Annotated in this window: 14 protein-coding genes; 6 read left to right on the top strand and 8 right to left on the bottom strand. The window is 68.6% G+C overall.

Features of this window, described 5'->3' with window-relative positions; all coding sequences use genetic code 11:
* Positions 1 to 22 precede the first annotated feature (22 nt).
* The gene (locus DIE06_RS12925; RefSeq protein ID WP_124661768.1) at positions 23 to 595 is read left to right on the top strand and encodes an aromatic acid exporter family protein; all 573 of its coding nucleotides are present in this window, start codon (positions 23 to 25) and stop codon (positions 593 to 595) included.
* A gap of 58 nt (positions 596 to 653) precedes the next feature.
* Here the strand turns inward: DIE06_RS12925 and DIE06_RS12920 are convergent, their stop codons facing one another.
* Positions 654 to 1,043, bottom strand: coding sequence for an RcnB family protein (locus DIE06_RS12920; protein WP_124661767.1), 390 nt, complete (start codon positions 1,041 to 1,043; stop codon positions 654 to 656).
* A gap of 92 nt (positions 1,044 to 1,135) precedes the next feature.
* The gene (gene msbA, locus DIE06_RS12915) at positions 1,136 to 2,887 is read right to left on the bottom strand and encodes a lipid A export permease/ATP-binding protein MsbA (RefSeq protein ID WP_260433612.1); all 1,752 of its coding nucleotides are present in this window, start codon (positions 2,885 to 2,887) and stop codon (positions 1,136 to 1,138) included.
* A gap of 223 nt (positions 2,888 to 3,110) precedes the next feature.
* Between msbA and DIE06_RS12910 the strand changes: the two genes are divergently transcribed.
* The 3 genes from DIE06_RS12910 (at position 3,111) to DIE06_RS12900 (ending at position 6,265) form a co-directional block, all read left to right on the top strand.
* Positions 3,111 to 3,863, top strand: coding sequence for a glycosyltransferase family 2 protein (locus DIE06_RS12910; protein ID WP_124661765.1), 753 nt, complete (start codon positions 3,111 to 3,113; stop codon positions 3,861 to 3,863).
* A gap of 144 nt (positions 3,864 to 4,007) precedes the next feature.
* Positions 4,008 to 4,850, top strand: a complete 843-nt coding sequence (locus DIE06_RS12905; RefSeq protein ID WP_124661764.1) for a glycosyltransferase family 2 protein — start codon at positions 4,008 to 4,010, stop codon at positions 4,848 to 4,850.
* A gap of 134 nt (positions 4,851 to 4,984) precedes the next feature.
* Positions 4,985 to 6,265, top strand: coding sequence for an O-antigen ligase (locus DIE06_RS12900; protein WP_124661763.1), 1,281 nt, complete (start codon positions 4,985 to 4,987; stop codon positions 6,263 to 6,265).
* A 129-nt stretch (positions 6,266 to 6,394) separates the two neighbouring features.
* On the opposite strand, the gene DIE06_RS12895 is transcribed toward DIE06_RS12900, so the two are convergent.
* From DIE06_RS12895 to dnaE, 3 genes are all read right to left on the bottom strand, one after another.
* On the bottom strand, positions 6,395 to 7,573 hold the full coding sequence (locus tag DIE06_RS12895; protein ID WP_124661762.1) for a glycosyltransferase family 9 protein: 1,179 nt from the start codon (positions 7,571 to 7,573) through the stop codon (positions 6,395 to 6,397).
* Between the two features lie 253 nt (positions 7,574 to 7,826).
* Positions 7,827 to 8,921, bottom strand: coding sequence for a glycosyltransferase family 9 protein (locus DIE06_RS12890; protein ID WP_124661761.1), 1,095 nt, complete (start codon positions 8,919 to 8,921; stop codon positions 7,827 to 7,829).
* Between the two features lie 326 nt (positions 8,922 to 9,247).
* Positions 9,248 to 12,781 (bottom strand): DNA polymerase III subunit alpha, encoded by a 3,534-nt coding sequence (dnaE, locus tag DIE06_RS12885; RefSeq protein ID WP_124661760.1) that lies wholly within the window; start codon positions 12,779 to 12,781, stop codon positions 9,248 to 9,250.
* 221 nt (positions 12,782 to 13,002) lie between these two features.
* Between dnaE and DIE06_RS12880 the strand changes: the two genes are divergently transcribed.
* Both DIE06_RS12880 and gluQRS read left to right on the top strand, forming a co-directional pair.
* A complete protein-coding gene (locus DIE06_RS12880; RefSeq protein ID WP_124661759.1) occupies positions 13,003 to 13,860 on the top strand; it encodes a sulfurtransferase in 858 nt (285 codons plus the stop codon).
* A gap of 22 nt (positions 13,861 to 13,882) precedes the next feature.
* Entirely contained in the window at positions 13,883 to 14,776 is an 894-nt protein-coding gene (gene gluQRS / locus DIE06_RS12875) for a tRNA glutamyl-Q(34) synthetase GluQRS (RefSeq protein WP_124661758.1), read from the top strand.
* A gap of 227 nt (positions 14,777 to 15,003) precedes the next feature.
* Here the strand turns inward: gluQRS and DIE06_RS12870 are convergent, their stop codons facing one another.
* The 3 genes from DIE06_RS12870 to DIE06_RS12855 form a co-directional block, all read right to left on the bottom strand.
* Positions 15,004 to 16,548: a DEAD/DEAH box helicase gene (locus DIE06_RS12870; protein ID WP_124661757.1), complete on the bottom strand. Its 1,545-nt coding sequence runs from the start codon at positions 16,546 to 16,548 to the stop codon at positions 15,004 to 15,006.
* A gap of 430 nt (positions 16,549 to 16,978) precedes the next feature.
* The gene (locus DIE06_RS12860; protein ID WP_124661756.1) at positions 16,979 to 17,362 is read right to left on the bottom strand and encodes an MliC family protein; all 384 of its coding nucleotides are present in this window, start codon (positions 17,360 to 17,362) and stop codon (positions 16,979 to 16,981) included.
* An 82-nt stretch (positions 17,363 to 17,444) separates the two neighbouring features.
* Entirely contained in the window at positions 17,445 to 17,639 is a 195-nt protein-coding gene (locus DIE06_RS12855; RefSeq protein ID WP_124661755.1) for a DUF6726 family protein, read from the bottom strand.
* Positions 17,640 to 17,645 lie beyond the last annotated feature (6 nt).

Here is a 17,645-nt window from a genome sequence, read left to right as displayed (position 1 = left end):
ACCCGCTTCCCGGCACGACACGATGGATACGATCAGGACACTCAACGAAGCCCGCCAGCAGATCCAGCAATCGATCTTCGATCTGTTCAAGGGGCTGACCTTCGGCGAACGGCTCATGCAAGGCGCGCTGATGGCGCTGCAGGCCGTCTGCGGCGCGTGCCTCGCGTATGCGATCGGCCGCGCGCTGCACACCGAGCAGGCCGTGTGGGCGGCGATCACCGCGATCGCCGTCACGCAGCACAACTATTCGGACACGATGTCGCTGTCGCGCGACCAGTTCATCGGCGCGATGATCGGTGGCCTGGTCGGCTTCGCGGGTGCAGCGCTCGGCGGCGACCGCCTCGTCGCCTATGCGCTTGCGGTCGCGATCACGATCGTCAGCTGCTGGTGCCTGAACGTCGGTAGCGCGGCGCGGCTCGGCGGCGTCACCGCGACGATCGTGCTGCTGTTTCCGGGCAACGGCCCGCTATGGGACATTCCGCTGATGCGGCTCGGGGAAGTGGCGCTCGGCACCGTCTGCGCGCTGGCGGTGTGCTGGGCGATGTCGCGGATCGAGCGACGCTGGTTCCGCCGGACGGCGGACAAGGGGAAGTGACGCGGTTGCCGGGACGCACGCCCCGGCAACCGGAAGAATCGATGATCGGCGGGAAGCGTTACGGGCCGACCCGCAGCACGATGCCCGAGCCGATCTGCACGAGCAGGTAGTCGCCGCCAACGCCGACCCATTGATAGCCGCGCGGCGGTGCGCTCAGGTGGTAGCCGCGCCAGTCGTCGACCACGTACTGGCGATCGCGGAATTCGCCGGGAAGCCGGTCGCCCTTGTGCCATTCGCGGCGCGGCTGATCGGCCCAGCGCTGCGGCACGTCGTCTTCGTGACGCATCTGGCCGGGCGGCATGTGCTTCGGACCGTGGCCGCGCTGCATGCCGTGATTGCCGTGGTCCCCGTGGTTGTCGTAGTTGCCGTGATCCTGCGCCATCGCGACCGGCGCTGCGAAACCCGCCGCGACCAGCGCGGCCAGCATCATCCCGTGCATCTTCCTCATTGTCCTTCCCTCCGTGTTGTCACGTCGAACCGGAAACAACTGGAACAACTGCACCTGCCCGATCAAGACTAGCACACCGGCGTGACCCGACGTCACGCCGCCTGCTGCTGGTACTGGATCCGGTGCAGGTGCGCGTACAGCCCGCCATGGCGCAGCAGTTCGTCGTGGCTGCCCTCTTCGACGATCTTGCCGGCTTCGAGCACGAGGATCCGGTCCGCGCGCTCGATCGTCGACAGCCGGTGCGCGATCACGAGCGTCGTGCGCCCTTCCATCAGCCGCTCGAGCGCGGCCTGCACGTGACGCTCGGACTCCGAGTCGAGTGCCGAGGTCGCCTCGTCGAGGATCAGAATCGGCGCATCCTTGTAGATCGCGCGCGCGATCGCGAGCCGCTGCCGCTGGCCACCCGACAGACGCATCCCGTTGCCGCCGACCAGCGTGTCGAGTCCGTCGGGCATCGCGGCGACCGCGTCGGCGAGGTTCGCTGCCTCGAGCGCCGCCTGCACGCGTGCACGGTCGGGCGTCTGCCCGTACGCGACGTTCGCGGCGATCGTGTCGTTGAACAGCACGACGTCCTGGCTGACCATCGCCATCTGGCCGCGCAGCGCGTGGAGGTCGTAGTCGGCCACCGGCACGCCGTCGACCAGGATTGCACCGCCCGTCGGATCGAAGAAGCGCGGCAGCAGGTTCACGAGGGTCGTCTTGCCGCTGCCCGACGGCCCCGCGAGCGCGATCATCTCGCCCGGCGCGACCTTGAACGAAATGCGGTCGAGCGTCGGCCGCTCGGAGGCGCCGTAGTCGAACGACACGTCGCGGAATTCGATCTCGCCGCGCGCGTGCGGCAGCGCACGGCCGCCGCCCTGCGGCTCGGCCGGCTCGTCGATCAGCCCGAAGATCAGCTCGGCGGCCGTCATCCCGCGCTGCAGCGGCTGGTTGACGTCGATCAGGTGCTTGAGCGGCGAAATCACCAGCAGCATCGACGTGACGAACGCGACGAAGCCGCCGACCGTCGTCTGGTCGTTGGTCGACTGCACGACCGCGATCGTGATCACGACCGCGAGCGCGATCGACGCGAGGAACTGCGTCAGCGGTTGCGCGAGGCCGCCCGAGATCGTCATGCGCATCGCATAGCCGCGCAGGCGCTTGCTCATCGTCGTGAAGCGGTCCATCTCGTACGCTTCGCCGTTGTGCACCTTGACGACCTTGTAGCCGCCGACCGTCTCCTCGACGATGTACGACAGCTCGTTGGTCAGCGTCTGGTGCTCGCGGTTCAGGCGGCGCAGGCGGCGGTTGATCTTGCTGACGAGCCAGCCGATGCCCGGCAGGATCACCGCGACGATCAGCGTGAGCCGCCAGTTCAGGTAGAACAGGTAGCCGAGCAGGAACATCACGGTCAGCGAGTCGCGCACCAGCGTGACCATCACGCCGGTCAGCACCGACAGGATCTGGTTGACCTCGAACACGATCGCGTTGATCACGGTGCTCGCGGTCTCGCGCTGGAAGAACGACGCGCCCGTGTGGATCATCCGCTGGAACATCTCGAGCCGCAGCTGCAGCAGGATGCGGTTCGACACGTAGTTGAGCAGGTAGTTGGACGCGTACTGCGACACGCCGCGCACGAGCGCGAGGCCGATCACCGCGATCGGCACGTACCATTTCGCGCGGTCGCTGCCGTGCGAGCCGAAGCCGTGGTCGAGCAGCGGCTTGAGCAGTGCCGGGATCCCGGCTTCCGTGGCCGCGACGACACCCATCGTCATCACGGCGAGCAGCACGATGCCGATGAGCGGCCGGATGTACGGCCACAGGCGCTTGAGGACCGTGGCCGGCGACGTACCGGTGCCGTCCATCGGTTTGCGAAGAGTGTTCTGGGTTTCCAAGGCAATCCTTCTTGAGCCGCGACGCGGCGCCCGGGGCGTGGCTGCCCGGGATTCGCCCCATCCGGCGGGTGCCGAAAAAGGCCCAACATTATAGCTGTACCGCCTGCACCGGCATGGCCGTCGCCGAAGCGGCCGCCGGCCGGCGCGCGGGTATACTGCCGCTCACCGTTTTCTCCGCCTTTTCGACGATTTCATGGCAGAACCCACCCTCGGCGTCGCCCTCATCGCCCTCAACGCGGCCACGCGGCTCGCGCAGTGCCTCGACGCGCTGACCTTCGCCGACGACGTCGTCGTGATCGACGGCGGCAGCACCGACGATACCGTCGCGATCGCCCGCGCGCACGGCGCCCGCGTGATCGTCGAGCGCGACTGGCCAGGTTTCGGCCCGCAGAAGAACCGTGCGCTCGATGCGCTCGACACCGACTGGATCCTGTCGCTCGACACCGACGAGGTGGTCAGCCCGGAACTCGCGCAGTCGATCCGCGCGGCCATCCGCGCGCCGGCCGCGCAGGTCTATGCGCTCGACCGGCTGTCGAGCTTCTGCGGCCAGTGGATCCGCCACAGCGGCTGGTATCCGGACTGGGTGCCGCGCCTGTTCCGGCGCGGCACCGCCCGCTTCTCCGACGATCTGGTGCACGAACGGCTCGTGTTCGACACGCCCGCGCAGCGGCTGCCGGGCAAGCTCATGCACTATTCGTACGAGGATTTCGAAACCGTCGTGCGCAAGCTCGATGCGTATTCGACGGCCGGCGCGCGCCAGCGCCGCGCGGCCGGCCAGCGCGGCGGCTTCGGCAAGGCGCTCGCGCGTGGCGCGTGGGCATTCGTGCGGACCTACCTGCTGCGGCGCGGGTTTCTCGACGGCCGCGCGGGCTTCATGATCGCCGTGTTCAACGCGGAAACCGTCTACTACCGATTCCTGAAGCTCGGCCACGAACCGGCCCGCTGAGCGCGGCCCGCCCTGCCCCCACCCCGACGCCGCCGGCAGGCGCCGGCCCGGCGTTACAATGCCGGGCTGCCGGCACGCCATGCGCGCCCGAGCGCGGCGCCGCGCCACGCGCCGCCGACACGACGACCACCGAATCCGACCGCCATGTTCTCCATCATCATCCCGACCTGGAACAACCTGCCGTACCTCAAGCTCGTCGTCGACAGCCTGCGCCGTCATTCCGCGTACGACCACCAGATCATCGTGCACGTCAACGACGGCTCGGACGGCACGCTCGACTGGGTGCGCAGCGAAGGCATCGAGCACACCGCGTCGCCGGCCAACATCGGCATCTGCCACGCGGTGAATCTGGCCGCCGCGCGCGCAACGCGCGACTACGTCGTCTACATGAACGACGACATGTACTGCTGCCCGGGCTGGGACACGGCGCTCGTGCGGCGCATCGAGCAGATGCCGACCGACCTGTTCATGCTGTCCGGCACGATGGTCGAGCCGGTCGACACCCGCAACCCGTGCGTCGTCGTCAGCAATTTCGGCCGCGACGCCGACCAGTTCGACGCGGCCGGCCTCGTCGCGGCCACGCCGCGGCTCGCGCGCGCGGACTGGCTCGGCTCGACCTGGCCGCCCACGCTCGTGCACCGCGACTGGTGGAACCGCATCGGCGGCTACAGCAGCGAACTGTCGCCGGGGATGAGCAGCGACAACGACTTCTCGATGAAATTCTGGGACGCCGGCTGCCGGATCTTCCTCGGCGTCGGCGACAGCCTCGTTTATCACTTCCAGCAGAAGAGCACCGGCAAGATCGTCAAGAACGACGGCCGCCGCCAGTTCCTCAACAAATGGGGCATGACGCAGGCCACGTTCGACCGCTACTACCTGCATCGCGGCGAGCCGGCCGGCTCGCACCTCGCGCTCGACACGCCGGCCGTCGAAGGGCGCCTCAAGCGCGCGCTGCTGCGCTCGCGGATCAAGCGCGCATTCAGCTGATCAGACCCCGGAAACGGCACGGAAACGCCCGCAGCTTCGCGTATACTGCGCGCTTCGTCCCGCGCGGTGCCGCCGGGACGCGCGGCGCGCAGCACGGTGCCCGCATGCCGCAATCGTCCATTCGACAGGTTCCGATGCTTTCGTTTTCCGCCCCCGCCACGCGGCGCCTGACCGCCGCCCGCGCCTTCGCCGTCATCGCGCTCTGCATGGTGCCCGTCTCGACCGCGCTGACCAACGTGTTCTGCGGGCTGTTCGCGGCCGCACTCGTCATCTCCCCCGAATTCTGGCGCGACCTGCGCACGTTCGTGACCGAACCGGCGTCGCTGGCGGCGCTCCTGATCCTCGCGGCGCTGACCGCGAGCGTCACCTACACGGTCGCGCCGCACCCGAAGGCGTGGAACTGGGTCGCCAAGTACGACAAGCTGCTGCTGCTGCCGTTTGCCGTACTCGCCTTCCGCCATTCGAACTGGGCGCCGATCGTGCGGCGCGCGTGGTTCGGCACGCTGTGCGTGGTCCTGCTGCTGTCGACCACCAACTATCTCGGGCTGACCGCGATCGGGCCCGCGCATGCGACCGAACTGCCGCTGTCGCGCGCCTGGGTGTTCAAGAACCACATCGCGGCCGGCATGTTCGGCGCGCTGCTGTTCTACCAGGCAGCCGACCTCGCGCTGGCGACCCGCACCGCGCTGTCGCGTGCCGCGTATGCCGCCGTCGCCGCGTGGTCGCTGATCAACGTGTTCGTGATGCTGCAGGGACGCACCGGGCAAGTCATCGCGCTGCTGCTGATCCTCGTCGTGGCGGTGCGTTTCGTGCTGCTGCTGCGCCGCCAGTCGGCGCTGCGCGCGGGGCTCGCCGCCGGTGCGCTGGTCCTGGCGGGCGCCGCGCTCGTCGCCGCCGCATGCACGGTGAACAGCGGACGGCTCGTGAAGGTCGTGTCGGAAGTGCAGCAGTATCGGCAGAGCGATGCGATCACGTCGACCGGATTGCGTCTCGAGTGGTACAAGAAGGGGCTCGAGCTGTATCGCCAGCGCCCCGTGATCGGCTACGGCGCGGGCGGCCTCGAGTTCGAATTCCAGAAGCTCACGGCAGGCAAGACGGCTGCCGAAGGCCAGCTCACGTCGAATCCGCATAACGAATACCTGCTGATGGCCGTGCAGCTTGGCACGCTCGGCGTATTGCTGTTCCTGAACCTGATCGTGCAGATCGCGCGCGGCAGCCGCGCGCTCGATTCGCGTTCGCGGCACTTGCTGCTCGCGTGGCTCGCGATCTTCACGATCGGCAGTCTCGCGAATTCGCTGCTGCTCGATTTCGCCGAAGGCCACCTGCTCGTGCTGCTGGCCGGTATCCTGCTCGGCTGCGGCGCGCGCAGCGAAGCGCTGCCGCGCGAAACGTCGGCGATCCGGCGCAGCGCGTAACGCATCAGGCGGCGGGCGGTACGCGGCCGCCCGGCGCCGGTTCGGCCCAACGGCGGCGCACGCGCGCCGTCGACGCGTCGTGCCGCCACGTCCCGCCTTTCAAATCAGGAAACGTCCGGCTGTCGTGCGTCAGTCCGAGCGCGCGCGATGCAGTCGCGACGTGTCGATGACCGCATCGGCGCCGCCCGGCGGATTCAGCCCGAGCATCTCGGCCGCCGCCGCCTTCACACGCTGCGTGCCGAGATTGACGAGGCAGTCGCTATGGCTGTCGACATGGCGCTCGCAGCCTTCGTGCCGGCACGGCACGCAATCGCCTTCGCCCTGTAGCAGCCATACGTTGCCGTGCCGTGCGGAGCCGCGCAGCGCCCACGGGTTCTCGGTCGCCGGCCAGTGCTGCGGCCACGGCCCCCAGCGCACCGGGTCGGACGGACCGAACAGCGCGATCGTGGCGGTGCCCGTCGCGGCCGCAACGTGCGTCGCGCCCGTATCGGGCCCGATGAACAGCCGCGCACGCCGCACCAGCTCCGCGCTTTCGCCGAACGTGAGGCGACCGACCAGGTTCAGCACGTCGCCGCCCGCCTCGGCCGCGACCTGCTCCGCGTACTCGCGCTCGCGATCGGCCGGGCCGCCCGACAGCGCGATCGCAAACCCCTGCGCGCGCAGCCATTCGATCATCTCGACCCAGCCGTCGAGCCGCCATTGCTTGTAGCGGAACATCGGATACGGATGCAGCACGACAAGCGGCTTGCCATCGCGGATCGCCGGCGATTCGGCGAGCCACGCGTCGAAGCGCGCGCGCCGCGCGGGATCGTCGCCGATGCCCGGCGCGACCACCTCGGATACCGGCTCGATGCCGATCACCGGTGCGAGCGCGAGCGTGCTGACGACCGTATGCGCGGACTCGTGATGATTGATCGCGATGCCGTTCAGCATCATTCGCGTCAGCCACGTGACGCGGTTCGGATCGACGAGGCCGACGCGCTTGCGGCCGGCGAACCAGCTATAGAAGCGCGGCCGGTCGGAGCTGAGCGCCGCGCACGCGAGATCGTAGCGGCGCCACATCGACAGCGCGTCGCGCAGCCGTTCGCGAAACCCCGCGCGCTGGGCGACGACGATCACGCGCCGCACGTCCGGGTTGTGCTCCAGCACGCCTTCGGTGCCGCGAAACACCAGCATGTCGATCTGCGCATCGGGCCAGCGCGCCTTCAGCGAACGCACGAGCGGCGTCGTCAGCAGCACGTCGCCGATACGGCGTGGTGCTGCGACGAGGATGGTTCTGGGCGGGCGGGCGGAAGAAAACAGGGCCACGGCGATCGTTCCGTCTAGCTGGCTGGACAAGGCTCGCAATGTACAGGATTTTGCGGCCGCTGGCGTGGCGCCGGGCAGCGGACAGCGGGCGTCGGCGACACGCCGCGGCCGGCGGCCGGCGTCGCTTGGCCGGCAGTGCGGCAGGCAACAACGCACCGGGCACGGCGGGGCCTGCGGCCACGCGCTTACTTGCGCCCGCTTGCCCGTCCAGCAGCGGTACCGGCAGTGCCGCCGCCACCTGCGTTCCGCGGGGCTACGAAACGATCGCGCCGGCCCCGGGTGCCGCAAGCGTGGCGGCCGGGAGCGGCAGTGCGCCGCCGATCGCGTCGTCGGGCTGTCCGGCCTGCGTCAACAGATGAAGCACCGCACGCTCGAGCGCGTCGACGCCGATCGCGTCGACCGTCGCGCCGGCCCGCAGGATCATGTGCGGCACGCCGAGCGGATGCCAGCGCCGGTATTTCTCGGGACGGTCCTCGAACAGCGCGGCGACCGGCACACCGAGCGCCGACGCGAGATGCACGGGGGCGCTGTCGGCCGACACGATCGCGTCGAGGAGGCTCGCGGCGGCCACCAGTTCGGCGACCGATGACGGCACGACATGCCGGGCGTCCACGTCCCGCCACGCGTCGCGATCGGCGTCGGCCTCGGCCGACACGGCGGGATCGCGGAACACGATCACGTCGGCGAACGGTGCGAGCCGCTGGCCGAGCTCGCGCCATCGATCGGCCGGCCAGCGCCGCTCGGCCGCCTTGTTCGACACGAACAGACCGACGCGCGGTTTGGTGCGCGGCCCGAGCAGCCGATACCAGGTGTCCTGCAGCGCGCGGTCCGGGTGGACGGACAGCACGAGACCGTCGAGATCGCTGCGGCCGAGTTCCGGCACGAGCCGGAATCCCGACAACGCTTCATGGCACATCGGCCGCGACGCGACGTGTTCGGGCTTGCGATCGTCGAATTCGGAATCGGCATCGTGCCAGCGGCAATCCGTCACGCCGAGCTGCCGCGCGAACTGGATGCTGCTGCGATGCATGCCGCCGTTCGGCACGACCACGAGGTCGAACCGCAGGCGGCGCAGCCGGCGCACGAGCCGCAGCCGGTCGAAGAACGCGCGCATCCGTCCGGGGCGGTCATTGCGCTCGCACTGACGGCTGTACACGTACGTATGGATCGTGTGCACGTCCGGGTTGCCGGCCAGCGCGGCCGCGTTGTAACGGTTCGCGACCACGTGCAGCTCCGCCCCGGCCCAGCGCTGTTTCAGCGCGCCGAGAAAAGCGGTCGTGCACAGCATGTCGCCCAGAAAATCAATCCGGATCACGAGGATCCGCCCCGTCGGTTTCCCGTTGGCCATTGTAGTTGTGGTGCTGTCGGTATTTTTTGTCGTCGCGTTCCGATCGGCATCCGGGCTTGCGTCTCCGTGCCGACTCGTCGCGTGGTCGCCCGCGGCACCGCGCTGCATTCCGTGTCGCGCGGAACCGTCCCCGTTTTCACGCCCGCGATGTCGCCGCCGGCCGGCGGACGGACCACGGCCGGGGGGGACATCTGCGTCGCGCGCGACGGATTGTATAGCGTCCGGATGACAGCCCCAAGCACCCGCCAAAATGAAGACGGCCCGCCGCACCGCACGATGGCGATGCGACGGGCCGCACCGGCGACGACCGTCCGGCGGGGATGCGGTCAGTACGTGATTTCGACGATGCTGCCGTCGAACGTCGCGCGCAGTTCCGCGAGCAGCGTGTCGCTCGGCTTCACTCGCCACGCGTCGCCCAGACGCATTTCGCCCTGCGCGCGCGCGTTGCTGTAGTGAACCTGGACCGCGAGCCCGTTCGGCAGCGGTGCCTGCGGGCGACGGCCGCCGTCACGCCCGCCGCCTCGCGGCGCGGGCGCCTCGACCGCGGGTGCGGCAGCCGGATCGTCCTTCGACACGTGCGGCTCGAGCACGCGGCGCAGCGCTGCCGCATCCGCGTTGCCGTTCACCGTGAGCCGCACCGCCTGCGCATAGCGGCTGCGCGCGCGTTCGAGATCCATTACCGTGTCGGCCGTGAAGCGGATGCCGCCGGTGAACGCATCGTTGCGTGCCTGGCCCTGCACGATCAGCAGTTCGTCTTCCTTGAACAGCGCCTTGTTCGCCTCGAACTGCTCGTTGAAGATCGTGATCTCGCACTGGCCCGAACCGTCGTCGAGCAATGCGATCAGCATCTTGCCGCGCTGGGTCATCTGCGTGCGCAGCGACGCGATGATGCCCGCGACGAGCTTGTCGCGCCCTTCCTTCAGGTCGCCGACCTTCTGCCGCACGAACCGGCGCACTTCGTCGCGATACGCATCGAACAGGTGGCCGGACAGGTAGAAGCCGAGCGCGCCCTTCTCTTCCTGCAGGCGGCGCTTGTCGTCCCACGCGGGTTCGTCGACGAGCGCATGCGCGTGCGGCGACTCGGCGCCCATGTCGAACAGGCCGGCCTGCATCGCGTTCGCCTCGGCCTGGTCGGCCGCTTCCATCGCCAGCGGCACCGACGCGATCAGCTGCGCACGGTTCGTGTTCAGCGAATCGAACGCGCCGGCACGGATCAGCGCCTCGACCGTGCGGCGGTTGACGATGCGCCGGTCGATCCGCTCGCAGAAGTCGAACAGGTCGGTGAACGCCTTTTCCTCGCGGGCGCGCAGGATTTCCTCGATCGCGTTCTGGCCGCTGCCCTTCACCGCGCCGAGGCCGTAGCGGATCGTGCGCGAGCGCTTGCCGTCGGCTTCGGCGACCGGCTCGAACCGGTAATGCGAAGCGTTGATGTCCGGCGGCAGCACGACGAGGTTGTTCACGACGCAGTCGTCGAACAGGATCTTCACCTTGTCGGTGTCGTCCATCGCGAGCGTCATGTTGGCCGCCATGAATTCGGCCGGATGGTGCGCCTTCAGCCACGCGGTGTAATACGCGAGCAGCGCGTAGGCCGCCGCGTGCGACTTGTTGAAGCCGTAGCCCGCGAACTTCTCCATCAAGTCGAAGATCTCGTCGGACTTCTCGCGCGTGAGGCCGTTCGCCGCCGCACCCTCGGCGAAGATCTCGCGGTGCTTGGCCATCTCCTCGGGCTTCTTCTTGCCCATCGCGCGACGCAGCAAGTCCGCGCCGCCGAGCGAGTAGCCGCCGATGATCTGCGCCATCTGCATCACCTGCTCCTGATAGACCATGATGCCGTAGGTCTCTTTCAGGACGGGTTCTACGCGCGGATCCGGATAGTCGACCTTCTCGCGGCCGTGCTTCCGTGCGCAGAAGCTCGGGATCAGGTCCATCGGGCCCGGACGGTACAACGACACGAGCGCGATGATGTCCTCGAAGCGGTCGGGCTGCGCGTCCTTCAGCATGCCCTGCATCCCGCGGCTTTCCAACTGGAACACGGCAACCGTGTTGGCCTTCTTCAGGATCTGGAACGACGCCGGATCGTCGAGCGGCACCTGCGCGAGCGACCAGTCGGCCTTCGATGCATCGAGGCGGCGAATGTAGCGCTCGGCCCAGTCGAGGATCGTCAGCGTCGTGAGACCCAGAAAGTCGAACTTCACGAGGCCGACGGCTTCGACGTCGTCCTTGTCGTACTGGCTCACGACACCGCCGTCGTCGCCCTGGGTGTAAAGCGGGCAGAAATCGGTCAGCTTGCCGGGTGCGATCAGCACGCCGCCGGCGTGCATCCCGACGTTACGCGTGAGGCCCTCGACGCGCTGCGCGAGGTCGAGCAGCTGGTGCACTTCGTCCTCGTGGTCGTAGCGCTCCTGCAGCTGGGGCTCTTCCTTCATCGCGTCGGCGATCGTCACGTGCTTGCCCGGCTTGAACGGGATCAGCTTCGCGACACCGTCGGTGAACATGTAGCCGAGATCGAGCACGCGGCCGATATCGCGCACGGCCGCCTTCGCGGCCATCGTGCCGAAGGTGGCGATCTGCGACACGGCGTCCGCGCCGTATTTTTCCTTCACGTACTGGATCACGCGATCGCGGCCGTGCTGGCAGAAGTCGATGTCGAAGTCGGGCATCGACACGCGTTCCGGATTCAGGAATCGCTCGAACAGCAGGTTGTAGCGCAGCGGGTCCAGATCGGTAATGCCGAGCGCGTATGCGACCAGCGAGCCGGCGCCAGAGCCGCGGCCCGGGCCGACCGGCACGCCGTTGTTCTTCGCCCAGTTGATGAAGTCGGCAACGATCAGGAAGTAGCCCGGGAAGCCCATCTTCGTGATGGTCCCGCACTCGAATTCGAGCCGCTTGTAGTACGTGTCGCGCTGCGCGTCGCGCTCCGCGGCATCCGGATACAGCTGTTCGAGGCGCTTCTCGAGCCCCTCCTTCGACAGCTGGACCAGGTAGTGGTCGAGCGACATGCCGTCCGGCGTCGGGAACAGCGGCAGCTTCGGCTTGCCGAGCTCGAGCTTCAGGTTGCAGCGCTTCGCGATCTCGACCGTGTTCGCGACCGCCGACGGCAGGTCGGCGAACAACGCGGCCATCTCGTCTTGCGTGCGGAAGTACTGATCGGTCGTGAAACGCTTCTGGCGCCGCGGATTCGCGAGCATGTCGCCTTCCGAGATGCACACGCGCGCTTCGTGCGCGGTGAAATCGTCGTCGGTCATGAACTGCGTCGGATGCGTCGCGACGACCGGCAGCTTCAGCGACGCGGCGAGCGTCGCGGCCTGCTGGATGTATGCCTCGGCGCCCGGCTGGCCGTAACGCTGCAGCTCGATGTAGAAGCCGCCCGGGAACACCTTCGCCCAGCGCTCGGCATGACGCCGCGCGGCTTCCTCGTTACCGGCCGCGAATGCGAGCCCGATATCGCCCTGCTGCGCGCCGGACAGCGCGAGCAGCCCGTGCGAGAGCTCGCCGTCGAGCCAGCTCGCGTCGAGCTCCGCGCGGCCGCGGTACTGGTTCGTGAGCCACGCCTTCGACAACAGCTCGCACAGGTTCAGGTAGCCGACCTTGTCCTTCACCAGCAGCAGCAAGCGCGACGGTTTGTCGCGATCGTCCGGATTGGTGATCCAGACGTCGCAGCCGGCGATCGGCTTGATGCCCTTGCCGCGGGCTTCCTGATAGAAACGGACGAGGCCGAATGCGTTGCCGAGATCGGTGAGGGCGAGCGCGCCCTGGCCGTCTGCGGCCGCCGCCTTGACGATGTCGTCGAGGCGCACGATGCCGTCGGCAATCGAGAATTCGGAGTGAACGCGAAGATGGACGAAGCGGGGATCTGACATGGGCGTTATTGTAGCCGCGTCGTCGCGCAGACTGCCCAAAAAATCCCCGCGCCCGGCCGTTCGGCCGATGCGTGCGACGCCGGCCGAACGGTCAGGTGCCGGCGCATGCGCAGTTTGCGGGATAATACGGGTTTTCGAATCATCGTCCCGGCTTCGCACCCTTTTTTGCGGGGCCGCCGTGCGCCCGCCGCACGGCCGCGGCCGTTTCCCGTCGGACCATCATGACCATCGTCAACCTCGCCGCCTACCACTTCGTGTCGCTCGACGCGACCGCGCAATGGCGCCCGCTCGTCACCGCCCGCTGCAACGAACTCGGCCTGCGCGGCACGATCCTGCTCGCGCCGGAAGGCATTAACCTGTTCATCGCCGGCCCGCGCGACGCGACCGACGCGTTCGTCGACTACCTCCGCCACGATCCGCTGTTCGAAGGCAAGTTCGCGACGCTGCAGTTCAAGGAGAGCCTGTCCGACTCGCAGCCGTTCCGCCGGATGCTCGTGCGCCTGAAGCGCGAGATCATCACGATGAAGAAGCCCGCGATCAAGCCGGAGCTCGGCCGCGCGCCGTCGGTCGACGCGCGCACGCTGAAGGCGTGGCTCGACCGCGGCCACGACGATGCCGGCCGCCCGGTCGTGATGCTCGACACGCGCAACGCATTCGAAGTGGACGTCGGCACGTTCGACGACGCGCTCGACTACCGGATCGACAAGTTCAGCGAGTTCCCGGAAGTGATCGACGCGAACCGCGCCGATCTCGACGGCAAGACGGTCGTGTCGTTCTGCACCGGCGGCATCCGTTGCGAGAAGGCGGCGATCCACATGAAGGAAATCGGCATCGAGAATGTGTACCAGCTCGAGGGCGGGATCCTGAAGTATTTCGAGGAAGTCGGCGGCGCGCACTATCACGGCGACTGCTTCGTGTTCGACTACCGCACCGCGCTGAACCCGCAACTGCAGCCGACCGAGAACGTCACGTGCTTCGCGTGCCGCGCGGTCGTCACGCCGGAAGCCCAGCAATCGCCGAGCTACGTGCCCGGCAAGTCGTGCCCGGCCTGCGCGCAGACAGCCAGCGCCGCCGCATAAGCGCGCGTCGCTCCGCGCCCCGATGAACGGCTACCGCGGCCGCTTCGCGCCGTCGCCCACCGGCCCGCTGCATTTCGGCTCGCTGGTCGGTGCGCTTGCGAGCTGGCTCGACGCGCGCGCGCACGGCGGCGCGTGGCTCGTGCGCATCGAGGACATCGACGGCCCACGCACGGTGCCCGGCGCCGCCGACGACATCCTCGCGACGCTCGCGCATTTCGGCATGACGCCCGACGAGCCGCCCGTATGGCAAAGCACGCGCGAGGCCGCCTATGCGGCCGCGCTCGAACGGCTCGTCGCCGCGGGGCTCGTCTATCCGTGCGGCTGCACGCGCAAGGAAATCGCCGACTCGCTGCGCGCCGCGCACGAGCGCCACACGACACTCGCGTACCCGGGCACCTGCCGCACCGGCCTGCACGGCAAGCCCGCGCGTGCATGGCGGCTGCGCGTGCCGGACGGCGACGCCGCGATCGTCACGTTCGACGACCGCTGGCAGCACACGCAAGCGCAGAACCTCGCGACCGAGGTCGGCGATTTCGTGCTGAAACGCGCGGACGGCCAGTGGGCGTATCAGCTCGCGGTCGTGGTCGACGATGCCGACGCGGGCATCACGCACGTCGTGCGCGGCGCCGACCTGCTCGATTCGACCGCACGCCAGATCTATCTGCAGCGCTGTCTCGGCGTGCCGACGCCCGGCTACCTGCACGTGCCCGTCGTCGTCGATGCGAACGGCGAAAAGCTCAGCAAGCAGACGGGTGCGATCGCGCTCGAACGCGACGATCCGTTGCCGGCGCTGCGGGCCGCCGCGGCATATCTCGGCCTTTTGGCCGATGGCGATCCATCGGGCGATACGATGGATGCGTTCTACGCGGCCGCGACCGATGCGTGGACGCGTCGCTTCGGGCCACGCGCCAGCTAACCGCTCACCGAACGCCGGCCTGTCGCAACCGCGCTCCTGCATCCGTCAGCGCCAAATCCGATCGCATGAAGACCCCCTGGGCGCCCACTCGACTGCACGCCGTGCCGCATGAAATCACCCACCTCTTCGCAATTGTCTCGCCCAATGAAAAACGGGCACATGCTCATCACATGCACCCGTTTCCGCGGCAGCGCTCGCGCGCCGCACCGACCGCCTGAACCGCCCGCTTACGCCGACGGCTTGCGCGGCATCCCGAAGCCGCCGAGCAGCGCGGCGACCTGACGCTTCGGCCCCTTCTTCTCGGGCTGCTGGGACTTCGCCTCTTCCGGCTGTTTCGCCGGCACCGACGGCTCGTACGGCTTCAGGAAGAAATCGTCGACCGGCGCCTCGTGACGACGGTGATGGCCGCCACGCTCGGACCCACCCGAACGACGCCCCGACGCACCGCGATGCTCGTCGCGCTCGCGACGGCCGCCGCGTTCGCCGCTGCGCTCGCCCCCGCGATTGCTGCCTCGCTCGTCGTGATGATGACGCGCCGGCTTGTCGAGCACGAGCGTCTGCACGTCGAGCGGACGCTTGATCAGCTTCTCGATATCGGCGAGCTGCTTGCGCTCGTTCGGGCTGCACAGCGACAGCGCATCGCCCGTCGCGCCCGCGCGGCCCGTGCGGCCGATCCGGTGCACGTAGTCTTCCGCGCTGAACGGCAGGTCGAAGTTGATCACGGCCGGCAGTTCGGCGATGTCGAGACCGCGCGCGGCCACATCGGTCGCGACCAGCGCTTCGATCTCGCCGCGCTTGAACGCGTCGAGGGCCTGCATCCGCTCGATCTGCGTCTTGTCGCCGTGGATCGCCGACGCGACCACGCCGTCGCGCTCGAGGTTGCGGGCCAGTCGGCTCGCGCCGATCTTGCTGTTGCAGAACACGATCACCTGCTTGAGCCCGCGATCGCGCAGCAGCTGCACGACGGCCGCCTGCTTGTCGCCTTCGGCGACGTCGTAGACGATCTGCGTGACGTTCGCGTTGGTCGAGTTGCTGCGTGCGACCTCGATCGTCTGCGGGCTGCGCAGGTAGGTCGACGCGAGCTTCTTGATTTCACCGGAGAACGTCGCCGAGAACAGCAGCGTCTGGCGGTCCTTCGGCAGCAGGTTCAGGATGCGCTGCAGGTCGGGCAGGAAGCCCATGTCGAGCATCCGGTCGGCTTCGTCCAGCACCAGGATCTGGACCTGGCCGAGGTTCGCCGTCTTCTGCTGCACGTGGTCGAGCAGGCGGCCCGGCGTCGCGATCAGGATCTCGACGCCGCGGCGCAACTCGGCCATCTGCGGATTCATGTCGACGCCGCCGAACACGACCGCGCTGCGCAGCGGCGTGTGCTTCGCATACGCGTGCACGTTCGCGGCGACCTGGTCGGCGAGTTCGCGGGTCGGCGTGAGGATCAGCGCGCGCACCGGGTGGCGCGCCGGGGACGCGCTCGTGTTGGCCTGCGGCAGCAGCCGCTGGATGATCGGCAGCGAGAAGCTCGCGGTCTTGCCGGTGCCCGTTTGCGCGGCGCCCATGACGTCGCGGCCGGCGAGCACGACCGGAATGGCCTGCGCCTGGATCGGCGTCGGCGTCGTATAACCCTGCTCCGCAATGGCTTTCAGGATATCGGCGGCAAGGCCGAATTGATCGAAGGTTGCGTCGGCTGGCTTGGCGACAGAATCGGACATGGTGGCGTTTCGCTCAAAAGGCGCGGCGGGGACATCGTGCGTCAGGCCGGCCGGGCCTGCGCTCATCACATTTCGGAAGTAGACGGAGCCGCGGCGCGCCGCGCGGCGCCGCTCTGGCGCTTGGGACCGGTTCAATTCGAACATCGGGCGCCACAGGCCGTGCGGACTCCGTTCGGCGCGAATGCCGGCGGAAAGGGGCGTATTGTAGCACTGCGCAGCAATCTGTCCGTGACAATGCCGCGAACGGCCCCGGTGGCGGTTCGCGGCGTACGCCGGCAGGCCGGGCGCGGGCGATGCGTCGAGCGATCGGGCCATCCCGATCGGCTGATGGTCGAAATTAGGGGCCCAATCACGCCCCCCCCTCGGAAAGTCAGCAGGCGGCTGGCGAGCGTGATCGCTGCCCGACCCACCGTCCTGTCCAGGGCCGAACCGGGCCGCCCGCCCCGATCGCGGCGATCGGCACGCTCGCATGACGTACCCGATCGCGTCCCGACGCTCAGCCCTTCTTCTTGTTCCTCTTCTCGACCTGCACGCAGTCGCCAAGCAGCGGGGCCGCATTCTGGTCGGCGATCTCGTCGCGCAGCGTCCCTTCCTTGCCCTTCGTCCACCATGTGTAGCGTCCGGCCTGGTAGCGCGCGCCCGACGCCGAAACGGTATCGACGAACAGCAACTGCTGCCCGTTGACCGGCACCAGCGCGAAGCTCTGGCCGTTGCCCGCGCGCCAGTACGACACGCGCACCGGCTGCTTCTGGTTCGCGCACTGATAGAGGGTCTGCACGCGCGAATCGGCGTCGATCTCCTCGACGGTCAGTTGCGCGGCATGCACAACGGAAACGGCGGTGCCGGCCAGCGCGAGCGCGGCGAAGGTTTGGCGAATCATGCAGGTCCTCTCACGAGACGGGTGGAGGCGCGCCCTCGCGGGACGCGCGGGTATCGTTGGTTTTGGATCGAGGGTTCGCCGGTCAGGGATCGATGACGTCGGCGCATGCGTCGGTCGGCGCGGCCGCGACGTGGCCGATGACCGGCACGATCTTCAGCCCGGCCGATGCGACCCGGCACGGCGCGGCCGCGAGGCCGCACCCCGCGAGACTCGCGACCAGCGCCAGCGCGGCGCCCAGCTTGCCGATACGGCCGATGCGCCGCCAGGTCGATGCCATCGCGCG

Source organism: Burkholderia sp. Bp8998 (assembly GCF_003854235.1).
In the GTDB taxonomy this organism is placed as follows: domain Bacteria; phylum Pseudomonadota; class Gammaproteobacteria; order Burkholderiales; family Burkholderiaceae; genus Burkholderia.
Note: the sequence above shows the minus strand (reverse complement) of the source record. Positions and strands in the feature narration are given on the sequence as shown.